This is a genomic window from Streptomyces coffeae, from assembly GCF_016741875.1.
GTDB lineage: Bacteria > Actinomycetota > Actinomycetes > Streptomycetales > Streptomycetaceae > Streptomyces > Streptomyces coffeae.
In genome coordinates this window covers 43,198-55,304 of sequence record NZ_JAERRF010000009.1, presented here as the reverse complement: position 1 = coordinate 55,304, position 12,107 = coordinate 43,198, and the positions used below count along the sequence as shown (strand labels likewise).

The 12,107-nt window shown below is 68.9% G+C and carries 4 protein-coding genes and 1 pseudogene; 2 read left to right on the top strand and 3 right to left on the bottom strand.

The annotated features are described in order from the left end of the window. Positions 1–54 precede the first annotated feature (54 nt). A complete protein-coding gene (locus JK363_RS17045) occupies positions 55–1,083 on the bottom strand; it encodes a glycoside hydrolase family 5 protein (RefSeq protein WP_201875764.1) in 1,029 nt (342 codons plus the stop codon). 410 nt (positions 1,084–1,493) lie between these two features. Between JK363_RS17045 and JK363_RS17040 the strand changes: the two genes are divergently transcribed. Continuing rightward, complete coding sequence (locus JK363_RS17040; protein ID WP_201875763.1) at positions 1,494–9,665, top strand: SpvB/TcaC N-terminal domain-containing protein; 8,172 nt, start codon at positions 1,494–1,496, stop codon at positions 9,663–9,665. A gap of 10 nt (positions 9,666–9,675) precedes the next feature. On the opposite strand, the pseudogene JK363_RS17035 reads toward JK363_RS17040, so the two are convergent. Together JK363_RS17035 and JK363_RS17030 are read right to left on the bottom strand one after the other, a co-directional pair. After that, positions 9,676–10,465: pseudogene (locus JK363_RS17035) on the bottom strand (IS5 family transposase). A 52-nt stretch (positions 10,466–10,517) separates the two neighbouring features. Then, complete coding sequence (locus JK363_RS17030) at positions 10,518–11,045, bottom strand: DapH/DapD/GlmU-related protein (RefSeq protein ID WP_201875762.1); 528 nt, start codon at positions 11,043–11,045, stop codon at positions 10,518–10,520. A gap of 114 nt (positions 11,046–11,159) precedes the next feature. On the opposite strand from JK363_RS17030, the gene JK363_RS17025 reads away from it, so the two are divergent. Further along, on the top strand, positions 11,160–12,089 hold the full coding sequence (locus JK363_RS17025; RefSeq protein ID WP_201875761.1) for a LysR family transcriptional regulator: 930 nt from the start codon (positions 11,160–11,162) through the stop codon (positions 12,087–12,089). Positions 12,090–12,107 lie beyond the last annotated feature (18 nt).

Sequence of the window (12,107 nt, the reverse complement as noted above, 5' to 3'; positions counted from 1 at the left end):
TTGACAACTCCATTGGGAATCCTCTGGTCCGCCCGATGATCCAAACGAAAGCGCCTAGAAGTAGCCTTTGGGGCCACTCCCGCCGGTGACACCTCCGCTGGTGTAGATCGTGGCCTCCTTCGCGGTCGCGACGATGCCGTCGGAGCCGTTGAAAATGCGTCGGCCCCAACTGGTCAGGGAGTTGGTGTTGAAGTTGTTGACCATGTCCAAATAGCCGACGCCGCTGTTGCCGCTCCATGACCAGCCCAGGTAACCCAGGCCGAGTCGCTCGGCGGTAGCCATGATCGCGTCCTCGTCGGGGTTGCCGTCGGTGTGGTAGTGGCCGAACTCACCTATCGCGATCGGCAATCCGGCGCTGACGAAGAAGTTGAGGTAGTCGCGCACCTTGGCGGCGGTGTCGTAGACCCCGTACATGTGGATCGAGAAGATCGTGTTCCGGTCGGGGTCGGCGTCGAAGACCGTGCGGGCGTCGTTGCGCATGGTGCCCGACCAGTCCTGGCCCCAGTTGGGGGCATCGACGATGATGGCGTGGTCGAAGCCGGCGCCTCGCAGCTTCCGGACGGCGGCGCTGGTGTCGGAGGCCCAGCGCTCGTAACCGGTGTTGCCATGCGGCTCGTTGCCGAGGTTGATGACGACGTAGTCTTTCTGGCCCTGCAGTGCGCTTTTGACCTTGATCCAGTAATCGGCGGCCTGGGAGAGTGTGGCGGCGCCGCTCACCTCGCCGTATCCGGTGGTGTCGTGCACCTCCAGCACGCAGATCAGTCGGTTCCGCTTGCACAGGCTGACGATCGTAGAGACCTCGGCGGCGCTGGTCATCGTCCACTGCTGGCCGCTGGCGAGCACCACGCGGACGGTGTTGGCCTCCTTCCCCTTGATGTGGGCGAGGGAGCCAGTCCGGTCGGTGTACCAAGCGTGGGGATGATTGACGCCGCGCATCACGAAGTCGTTGCCGTTGGCCTCTACGACACGTCCGTTGCTGACGTGGATGCCGGTGGCGGCCTCGGCCTGATCGGCCGGCCCGGACGCGGCTGCCAGCGCCGCGGCCGTTTCCGTGAGCAGTAGACGTCTTGATCGTTTGTGCATGTTCCCTCCTCAAGAGTTCTGCATGCTCTCTCCTCAAGAGTGCCTCTCCTGAGCGATGCCCGCCGGGAGGCCCCCGGGAAGTCTCTCGGCGGGCTGCGGACCAGGGGGTGAGCGGTTCCGGGAGTCCGCGGCCGGTGGATGGTGGTCCGGTGTCCACGCGGAGCGGCACCACAGGTGCGGGCCTGGTGCTGTCTGCGGCGGCGCCCAGTGGTGACCAGTGCAGGACATGGTCGGTGGGTACCACGCAGCGGCACGTTCCTGCGGAGGCCGGTGGTGGGTATGGCGCGTAGGGTGGAAGGGCACCCACCCGGAGCACGGCGGGACGAGGTGGAGGCGTTCCGGAACTTTCCGGAAAGCCCCCACGGACATGGTTTGTATCCTCACACAGACTCGGAGGAGTCCTTTGCGGTGTGAGCGAGTGCTCTCAGACGGGCCTGGCAGCGCGGCGGGCGGCCGTGGTGGCTGAACCCGCAGCGAGGCGCGCGGATGAGAACCGGGAAGCAGGGCAACCGGCCGCCATCTCCCTGCCCAAGGGAGGCGGTGCGGTCCGCGGTCTGAGCGAGAAGTTCACCGCGAACCCGGTCAGCGGTACCGGGTCGATGACCATACCCATCGCCACCAGCCCCGGTCGCTCGGGTTTCGGCCCGCAACTGGTGCTCTCCTACGACTCAGAGACGGGGAACGGGCCGTTCGGCTTCGGCTGGCACCTGGCGCTGCCTTCGATCATGCGGAAGACCGACAAAGGTGTGCCACGGTACCGCGACGCTGAGGAGTCGGACGTCTACGTGCTGTCCGGGGCCGAGGATCTGGTGCCGGTGCTGGGGCCGGACGGCACCCGATTCTCCGACGACACCACCGCACCCGGATACGTCATCCACCGGTACCGGCCGCGGACCGAGGGGCTGTTCGCGAGGATCGAACGCTGGACCAGGAGCGACACCGGGGACATTCACTGGCGTTCCGTTTCGGCCGACAACGTGACAACGCTGTACGGCAGGGACAGCCGCTCCCGCATCGCCGATCCGGGGCAGCACACATCGAGCGGTTCTCCCCGGGTCTTCGGCTGGCTCGTCTGCGAGAGCTTCGACGACAAGGGCAACGCGATCGTCTATGAGTACGCGGGAGAGAACGCCGCCAACGTCGACGGCACACTGGCTGGCGAACACAACCGGCTGCACACCGCGAATCGCTACCCCAAGCGCATCAGGTACGGCAACCGCGTTTCCCGGCTCGTCCAGCCGGACCTTAGTCAGGCGTCCTGGCTGTTCGAGGTGGTCTTCGACTACGACGAGGGCCACTACGAGAAGCTCGATCCCGACCCTTCCCGGCCGCCTGCCGAGCAGCACCGGTTCGCCCGGGTCTCGGTGTCGCCGGCACGGCCGTGGGCCTGTCGTCCCGATCCGTTCTCCTCGCACCGGGCCGGCTTCGAGGTCCGCAGCCACCGGCGGTGCCACCGGGTGCTGATGTTCCACCACATACCCGACGTGGCAGCCGAGGGGTCAGGCTATGAGGGGCTGGTGCGGGCGACCGAGTTCGACTACGCGGATCTCGACTACGGCGGCCCGGTCACGGTGGATGAGGAGCTGGCCCACCAGGGGAGCACCCGGATCGCGTCGTTCCTCCGCCGCGTCACGCAGTCGGGCTACGTGCGGGACGACACCCGGGCCGTCGTGGAGCGCGGTGGCGCCGTGCACGCCACCTACCTCGAGCGGTCGCTGCCGCCACTGGAGCTCGAATACAGCAGGGCGGTCGTTCATGACGAGGTGCGCGACGTCCGGGCCGAGCGCCCGGAGACCCTGCCGGTCGGCTCCGACCGTGTGTACCAGTGGGTCGACCTGCACGGCGAGGGCCTTCCCGGGATACTCACCGAACACGGGGGAGGATGGCGCTATCACCGCAGCAGCAGCCCGCTCCCTGTCAGCGGCTCCGGGCACCGCGGTGGAGAGGGCGCCGAGCACCGCGGCGGAGACGGCACCGGCCGCGGCACCGTCACCGATGCCGGTCACGCCACCGGACACGGTGCCGAGACGGCCACCGGCCACGTCGTCGCCCGGTTCGGCCCGGCCGAACAGGTCACGGCCCAGCCGAACCTGCACCTCGCGGACGGCCGGGCCCGGTGGGTCGACCTCGCCGGTGACGGCCACCCGGACCTGGTGATCTCGGACGGTTCCCTGTCCGGCCTGTTCGAGCACGACAACGAGGAGGGCTGGCTGCCGTTCCGCCCGTTCACCTCGTGTCTCAACCGCGACCTCGACGACCCGAACCTGCGGTGGGCGGACCTCAGCGGAGACGGTCACGCCGACGTGGTCATCACCGAGGGCGAAGCCGTCCTCTGGCACCCCGCACTGGCCGAGGAGGGCTTCGGCCCGGCCGCGCGGGTGACGCAGCCGTCCGACGAGGAGCGGGGCCCGCGTCTGGTCTTCGCCGACGGTACCCAGTCCGTCCACCTGGCCGACATGTGCGGCGACGGCCTGGCCGACCTGGTCCGCGTCCGCAACGGCGACGTCTGCTACTGGCCGAGTCTGGGCTACGGCCGGTTCGGCGCCAAGGTCACCATGGACAACGCGCCCTGGTTCGACACGCCCGACGCCTTCGACCAGCGCCGCGTCCTCCTGACCGACATCGACGGATCCGGCACCACCGACATCGTCTACCTGCACCACGACGGGGCCCGCCTGTACTTCAACCAGGCGGGCAACCGGATCAGCGACCCGCGCCGGCTGCCCGGGTTCCCGGCCGCCGCGCAAGGTCTGTCGGTCACAACGGCCGACCTGCTGGGCAACGGCACCGCCTGTCTGGTCTGGTCGTCCCCGCTGCCGGCCGACGCTCCCCGGCCGATGCGCTACGTCGACCTGATGGGCGGCACCAAACCACACCTGCTGACCAGAGCGGTCAACAACCTCGGTGCGGAGACCAGGGTCCATTACACGCCCTCGACGACGTTCTACCTGGCGGACCGGGAGGCCGGCCGACCCTGGGTGAGCCGCCTGCCGTTCCCGGTGCACGTCGTGGAGCGGGTCGACACCTACGACCACGTCAGTCACCAGCGGTTCGTGACCCGGTACGCCTACCACCACGGCCATTACGACGGTGAGGAACGCGAGTTCGGCGGCTTCGGGATGGTGGAACAGCGGGACACCGAGCACCTCGCCGCGCCGTCCCCCACCGACCCGCTCCCGGTCGGCGACAACACCGACGCCACCTCGCACGTGCCCCCGACGCTGACCAGGACCTGGTTCCACACCGGCGTGCACCTGGGCCGCGCGCACATCTCCGACTTCTTCGCGGGACTGCGCGACACCGCCGGCACCGGTGAGTACTACCGCGAGCCCGGCCTGACTGATGAGCAGGCGCGGGCCCTTCTGCTGCCCGACACCGTGCTGCCGGACGGCCTCACCGCCGAGGAGGAGCGCGAGGCGTGCCGTGCGCTGCGCGGCTCGGTCCTGCGCCAGGAGGTCTACGCACTCGACGGGCCAGGTGACGAGGACTACCCGCGCGGCCACCCCTACACCGTCTCCGAGCAGAACTTCACCGTCCGCCGGCTGCAGCCGCGCGCCGGTCAGCGCCACGGCGTTTTCCTCGTCCACGCCCGCGAGGCGATCACCTACCAGTACGAGCGGAACCCCGGAGACCCGCGCACCGCGCATGAGATCACCCTGGCCGTGGACGACTTCGGTAACGTGCGCCGCTCCGCCGGCATCGGTTACGGGCGGCGCCGGCCGGACACGTCACTCCCGCCGGCCGACCAGGCACGCCAGGCGCGGATCCTGATCAGGTACACGGAGAACGACGTCACCAACGCCGTCGACTCGGCCACCGACCACCGGGCGCCGCTGCCCTGCGAGGCACGTACCTACGAGCTGACCGGGATGAGCCTGCCCACCGGACGCGGCCGCTTCACCTTCGAGGAGATCCGTACCGCGGTGCGGTCCGCGAATCCGCTCGACTACGAGGTTCCTCCCACCACCGGGATCCTGCAGAAACGCCTCATCGAGCACCTGCGGACGTACTATCGCCGCGACGACCTCACCGGTCCGGCGCGGCTCGGGGAACTGCAGCCGCTGGCGCTGCCCTTCCAGAGCCACAAGCTCGCGTTCACCCCCGGCCTCGTCGGCCAGGTGTATGGCGAGCGGGTCACCGACACCATGCTGGAAACCGACGGCCGCTATGTGCACACCGAGCGCGACGCCCACTGGTGGGCCCCGCTGGGCCGGGTGTTCTACTCACCGGACCCGGAGCACTCGCCGGCCCAGGAGCTGACGCATGCCCGCCGGCATTTCTTCCTGCCACACCGCCACCGCGACCCGTTCCACACCGAGGACACGAGCACCGAGGGAATACTCACCTACGACACCTACGACCTGTTGTTGCAGGAGACCCGCGACGCCCTGGGCAACCGGGTCACCGTGGGGGAGCGCCACCGCGACCCGACGCGGCCACCGGTACGGCTGACGCAGGACTACCGGGTGCTGCAGCCGGCGCTGGTGATGGACGCCAACCGCAACCGGTCCGCCGTCGCCTTCGACGCCCTCGGCACGGTCGCCGGCACCGCGCTGATGGGCAAGCCGGAAGACTCCCCGGCTCAGGGTGACGAGCTGACCGCCGCGTTCCGCGCCGACCTGACCCAAGCGGAGACCGACGCGTTCCTCACCAACCCCCGCGGACCGCTGGCGGCCACCCTGCTCGACGCCGCCACCAGCCGTGTGGTCCAGGACCTGACGGCCCACTGGCGCGAGCCCGATCAGGCGCGCAAGCCGCCGACCCCCATCGCCACGCTCGCCCGGGAGAACCACACCCGCGGACCGGCCGCGCCCGGCGGCACCCGGATCCAGGTCAGTGTCTCCTATATCGACGGCTTCGGCCGGGAGATCCAGCAGAAGATCCCGGCCGAGCCCGGCCCGGGACCGCAACGCGCCCCCGACGGCTCGATCATCACCGGTCCCGATGGCCTGCCGCTGCCAACCGCGCACGACATCTACCCGCGCTGGGTAGGCAGCGGCTGGACGGTCTACAACAACAAAGGCAAGCCCTTCCGCCGGTACGAGCCGTTCTTCACCGACACCCACCGCTTCGAGCCCGATGTGCGCATCGGGGTCAGCGCGGTGCTCTTCCACGATCCCGTCGGCCGCGTCGTGGCGACCCTCCGCCCCGACCACAGCTGGGAGAAGGTCGTCTTCGACGCCTGGCGGCAGGAGACCTGGAACGTCACCGACACCCTGCTGGTGGCCGACCCCGCGGACGACACCGACGTGGGCGACCACTTCCGCCGCCTCCCCGACGCCGAGTACCTGCCCGGCTGGCACGCGCTGCGCACCGACCCGGCCCACGCGGCGGCATTCGCGGCGCGCTACCCCGACTCCGTGGACCGCGCCCACGAGACCCTGGCCGCGCGGCAGACCAAGGTGCACGCCGCGACGCCGACGCTCGCGCACACCGACTCACTCGGCCGCACCATCGCCACGGTGGTGCACAACCGGACGCGCTACAGCGACACACCCGCCACCGACCCCCCGGTCGAGGAGGTCCAACGCACCAGTGTCGTGCTCGACATCGAGGACAACCAGCGCGAGGTGTCCGACGCGCTGGGCCGCGTCATCATCCGGTACGACCACGACATGCTGGGCAACCCCGTCCACCACACGAGCATGGAGGCCGGTGAACGCTGGACGCTGCACGACGTGGCGGGCAAGCCACGCTACGCCTGGGACAGCCGTGGCCACCGGTTCCGCACCGGCTACGACGCACTCCAGCGGCCGACCCACACCTATCTTCGGGAAGGTCAGGGGGCCGAGCTGCTCGTCGAACGCAGCACCTACGGCGAGAGCCGCACGGACCCGGAGCCGCGCAACCTGCGCGGGCGCCTGGTCGAGCGTCACGACCAGGCCGGCGTCGTGACCACCGAGGACTACGACTTCAAGGGAAACCTGCTGCGCGGCCGGCGTAGACTCGCCCGGGACTACAAGTCCACCCTGGACTGGTCCGCCACCCCGCCGCTGGAGTCCGAGGCCTACACCAGCCGGACCGGCTACGACGCCCTCAACCGCCCGGTCCAGCTGGTGGCCCCGCACAGTGACCGGACCGGAACCGCGATCAACGTCATCCAGCCGGTCTACAACGAGGCGAACCTGCTCGAGCGGCTGCACGCGTGGCTGGACCGCAACGCCGAACCGGCCGGCCTGCTCGATCCGGCGACCGCGACCCTGCCCGCGGTGACGGACATCGACTACGACGCCAACGGCCGGCGCACCGCCATCGACTACGGCAACGGCGCCGCCACGCGCTACCGCTACGACCCGTTCACCTTCCGGCTGACCCATCTGGTCACCCGCCGCGACCCGGCCGCCTTCCCGGGCGACTGCCCTGATGTGGCCCCGTCGCAGTGGCCCGGCTGCCAGGTACAGAACCTGCACTACACCTTCGACCCGGCCGGAAACGTCACCCACATCCGCGACACCGCGCAACAGACCGTCTACTTCAGAAACCGGCGTGTGGAACCCAGCGCGGAGTACACCTACGACGCCGCCTCCCGGCTCATCGAGGCGACCGGGCGGGAACACCTGGGCCTGACCGGTGGGGTGCCCAACGCCCCGGCCTCGCACTCGTACAACGACGCCGCCCGCATCCCCGTACCGCATCCCGGCGACGGCAACGCCCTGGGCCGGTACACGGAGCGGTACGCCTACGACGCCGTGGGCAATCTGCTGGAGATGCGTCACCGGGGCCTGGACCCGGCACACCCCGGATGGACCCGCGGCTACATCTACGCCGAGATCAGCCGACTCGAGCCCGGGCGGGTGAGCAACCGGCTGACCAGCACGACGATCGCCGGGGTGACCGAGACGTACAGCACCGCCGGGGACGGCTACGACCCGCACGGCAACATGCTGCGCATGCCGCAGTTGCACACCATGCGGTGGGACGAGGACGACCGGTTGCGGATGACCCAGCGGCAGGCCGTGAACCCCGATGACACCGAAGGCGTACGACGCCACGGCGAACGCACGTGGTACGTCTACGACTCCGGCGGGCAACGCGTGCGCAAGGTGACCGAGCGATCCAACGGCGAGGTCAAAGACGAACGGATATACCTGGAAGCCGTCGAGATCTATCGCGCCCATGGTGTACACGCGCTGGTACGCGAGACCTTGCACCTCATGGACAGCCGACAACGCGTCGCCATGGTGGAAACACGCACCCAGGGCAATGAGCCCGGGGTACCCCGGCAGCGGATCCGCTACCAGTTCGGCGACCACCTCGGCTCCACGACGCTGGAGCTCGACGACCAGGCCCAGATCATCTCCTACGAGGAGTACGCGCCCTACGGCAGCACCACGTACCAGGCGACACGTGGCACGACGGAGGCGGCGAAACGCTACCGGTACATCGGGAAGGAACGGGACGAGGAAAGCGGGCTCTACTATCACGGGGTGCGGCACTACGCGCCCTGGCTGGGGCGCTGGATCAGGTGTGATCCGGCCGGCACGGCCACGGGCCCAAACCTCTACGAATACGCGAGAAGTGATCCGATCGATATTTTTGATCCCACCGGCGCGTGGCCGGAATGGGCCGACCGGAAGACGCTGGGGGGCCTTGGCCGAGGGTATGTCCAAGCCGTTGTGGACAATGTGAAGGAGACAGCCCGCGACCTCGTCGCTGCTACGCCCATCGGGCAGTTTGTCCAGGGAGTGCAGACCGGAATATCTGTTATGACCTCCCAAGACCCTGTCGCTACGGCGCGAGAAGCGGCGGAGAGCAAGCTCAAGTCCCAGGTCGCTTCGACTCCTCAGGGGGCGGCGGCTGTCGCTCTCGCTGAGGGGCGCGGTGGTCTCGGTGCCGCGGAGGCAGCGGTCAAGACGCTGCCTTTCGCCAAGCCGGCCGAGGATCTGGACAAGACAATCATGGCCGTCGAGGCCGGCGACACCGCCGGTGCGGTGCGACACGGGGCGGCCGGTGCGAGACACTTCGTCAAAGAGTGGGCCAATATCGTCACCGCGTTCGCAGGGGCGACGAAAGGGCCGGTCAAGCCGTCCACGACCCCGGGGGCGATGAGCGGCGGGACACAGTTCCGCACACAGCCCATGACACCGATGGAGCAGGTCCACGCAGCTAACCGGAGCGAGTTGGTGGCCCGACGCATCGGCATTCCCGGAGGAGAAGAGGGGCACATCGGGAGGCCCGGTCAGGGCTCTTCCGGAAACTTGGGTGGTGCCCCCGACCTCAGGGGCCGGGGGTTCGATCCTCAAGGCAAGACATTGGGGACGAACGTGGTGGGCCAAGGAATGAATCTTGATGCGGCCATATACGAGAACGTGGAGAACTGGACGGAATTCAATCGTGTGAAGTCTTTCGATGTCAGGGCCGAAGCGATTCTGGTGCATGAGTATTTGGAAATGAATCTGGCGCATGTGCCGATCGAGGTCCGGCACGCTGAGGCAGTGCGGCTCGGGCGCCTGATGGGAGATCCGTCCATGCTGCATCTCGTTCCGGAGCCAGTGCGCCCGATCGCGGCGAAGCTGAACCCGCAGACGATCGAGCTGCTGCGGACGATGCCGGAGGACCCGCTGCGGCAGCAGATGCGCTAAGGCGTGTCCGTTAAATGCGAGCCCAGACCAACACTGCGGCGAGGACCGCGGCCGAGCGGTAGACGATCGCGAGCTTGTCGAACCTCGTGGCCAGGCCCCGCCACTGCTTGAGCAGGGCGAAGGACCGCTCGACCACGTTGCGGTTCTTGTAGGCCATCAGATCGAACTTCGACGGACGCCCGCCTCTTGTCCCCGAGCAGCATGGTCGGGGTCGTGCGCGGGCGGCCTGCTCCGGTCCTGGGGACTCGCAGGTCGCCCAGCAGCAACGGCAGGGACTGGCCGTCGTGCGCCTGCCCGGGCGTCACGACGACCGCCAGCGGTCGGCCCTGACCGTCCACGGCGTGGTGGATCTTCGTGGTCAGCCCGCCGCGGGAACGGCCGATCGTGTGCCCGGCGGGCTCTCGTTGGGTGTCGAGGCCCTGCCCTCGGGCTGCGGCCCGGCACTTCTCGGCGCGGCGGGTGTTGGTGGCGTGCTGGTGGGCCCGGGTGATGGTGGAGTCCACCGCCACCCGCCAGTCGATCAGCCCATCGTCGTCCGCGCGGGCGAGCAGGACGCCGAGCACGCGGTCCCAGGTCCCGTCGGCGGCCCAGCGGCGGTGGCGGGCCCATACGGTCTTCCAGGATCCGAACCTGGCTGGGAGGTCTCGCCAAGGAATACCGGTGCGGTACCGGTAGACGACGCCTCCACAATGCGGCGGTGATCGGCCCACGGCCTGCCACGACGACCGGTACTGGAGGGAGGGCAGCAGAGGTCGGATGCGGTCCCACTGCCGGTCGGTCAGCCGGGCGTGACGAGGCATCAGGATCAGGCCGCAGAGGTGCTGCGCACCCGGGCCGGCAGCCCGGCCGGGCTCAGTCGATCGCCTTGATCACCTGGGCGGGCACTCCCGCGACCACGGTGCCGGCAGGAACATCACGAGTGACCACCGCACCGGCGGCGACCACCGCACCGGCACCGATGGTCACCCCCTGCGTGATCACGGCAGCCGTCCCGATCCAGACGTCGTCCTCGATGACGATCGGCGCGAAGGAGAGGTACTCGCGGCGCTCGGCCAGGGGCAGTGGATGGCCTCCGGTGATGAGGCTGACCTTCGGGGCGATCATGACGCCGTTGCCGATACGGATGCCTCCCTTGTCCATGAAGGTGCATCCCTGGTTGACGAAGACGTTCTCCCCGAACGTCGTGTTCAGCCCGTACTCGGTAAAGAACGGCGGGTAGATCATCACCGACTCCGGCAGCGGGCCACCGAACACAACAGAAAGTAGTTCCGCGCGACCTTCGCTGTCGCTGAACGGAAGCACGTTCAGTCGAGACGTCGCATCGGTCACCTCCACGATCCGCTCCGCATGAAGCGCGAACTCAGGCGTCTGCACATACATGACCTGCTCTGTGCGGGTAGACATGGGCTGATCCCACCACCGCGCAGAACACCCGATCAAACAACCCTGCACCACACCAGACACAACCTATGGTTGTGGAAGTAGAGTGGAAGCGTGGATGTTGAAGCGCTGCGGACGTTCGTGGCCGTCGCCGAGACCGGCCAGTTCCAGGCCGCGGCCGACGAACTGGGGATCAGCCAGCAGGCGGTCTCCAAGCGGATCGCGGCCCTGGAGAGGCACATCGAGGTCACGCTCCTGGTGCGGACCTCCCGAGGCTCCCGGCTGAGCCTGGACGGGCAGGTCTTCCTGCCGCACGTCAAGAAGGTCCTGGCGGCCATCGAGCAGGCCGAGCAGGCCGTGCGCCCCGGCAACCGTCCCTTGCGCGTCGATGTCCTCAATCGGCGCATCTCCCCGGCCCAGGCCGTCTACCGGTTCTACCGCTCCCACCCCGAGACGGACCTGGACGCGGTCACGCTGAGCAAGGAGAACGCCGCCCAGGCCGCCCAGGCGGTGCTCGAAGGGACCGTCGACGCGTCCTTCCGTGCCCTGCCGGCAGACCAGGTCCCGGCCGGGATCAGCGCCGAACGACTCCTTGACGCACCCCTGGAGCTCCTGGTCGGACCCGGCCACCCGCTGGCTGACGCGCCCTGGGTCAGTCCTGCGGACCTGGCCGGCCACCGCATCTGGATCCCCGGGATCAGGCCGGGCACGGAGTGGGCGGCGTTCTACCAGGCGCTGTCCGAGGCCTTCGGCCTGAGCATCGACGCACTCGGCCCCAACTTCGGTGACGAGGCCCTGATGGACGCGCTGGCCGACTCGGCCTCGCTGGCCACCCTCGTCGGCAGCGGGGACCGGTACCTGTGGCCCCAGACCCACGACCTACGGCGCATCCCGTTGCACGACCCGACCCCGGTCTACCCGCACGTGCTGCTGTTCCGCAGCGGAGACCAGCACCCCGTGCTGACCGCGCTACGCGACCATCTGCGCACCGCAGGCCCGCGAACCCCGCACGACGTGTGGGCGCCGGACTGGGTAGACCGCTGACCAGACGCCCGAATTAGC